The sequence below is a fragment of the Ruegeria sp. AP12 genome (assembly GCF_056540025.1).
The window spans coordinates 1-646 of the sequence record NZ_JBQFVZ010000239.1; the positions used below are offsets into that span (position 1 = coordinate 1).

Genomic DNA, 646 nt, shown 5'->3' on the forward strand with positions numbered 1-646 from the left:
CATCGCGCCGGGAATTCTGTGGCTGGGCGCGTTGCTGGCCTGCCTGTTATCTCTCGACCGTCTTCTGGCCCTGGATTGGGAGGACGGATCGCTGGACCTTCTGGCTACCGCGCCTCTCCCGCTAGAGGCCGTCGTCTCGATCAAAGCGCTGGCGCATTGGATCACGACCGGTTTGCCTCTGGTTCTGGCGGCACCGTTTCTGGGCGTCTTGCTGAACCTTCCCACGCCGGGCTTCTTCTGGCTGGTGATCTCGCTCCTGCTCGGCACCCCCGCCATGAGCGTCATCGGCACCTTCGGCGCCGCTCTGACCGTCGGGCTGAAGCGCGGTGGCCTGCTGTTGTCATTGCTGGTTCTACCGCTCTACGTCCCAACCTTGATCTTCGGCGCAGAAGTCGCCCGCCGGGGTGCCGTCGGGATGGAGACCCAAACGCCACTTTTGATGCTGGCGGGGATCACGATGGCCACGATAGCTCTGCTTCCATTCGCCAGCGCAGCGGTCCTGCGCATCAATCTGCGGTGAAGCGCCACAACTTTGAGCAAGGTCAATTGAGAATGAACCCGAGTCAGACTAAATAACGGCCATGTCTATCGCAGCCAAAGCCAACGCCCTCTGGGAATATGCCAACCCGCGCAAGTTCCTTGCCAC

General features: G+C 61.6%; 1 protein-coding gene. It reads left to right on the forward strand.

Annotated features, from left to right (window positions below):
• The coding region (gene ccmB, locus ACR0E6_RS22505; protein WP_480587568.1) for a heme exporter protein CcmB at positions 1-520 on the forward strand (520 nt) is incomplete at its 5' end.
• Between the last annotated feature and the right edge of the window lie 126 nt (positions 521-646).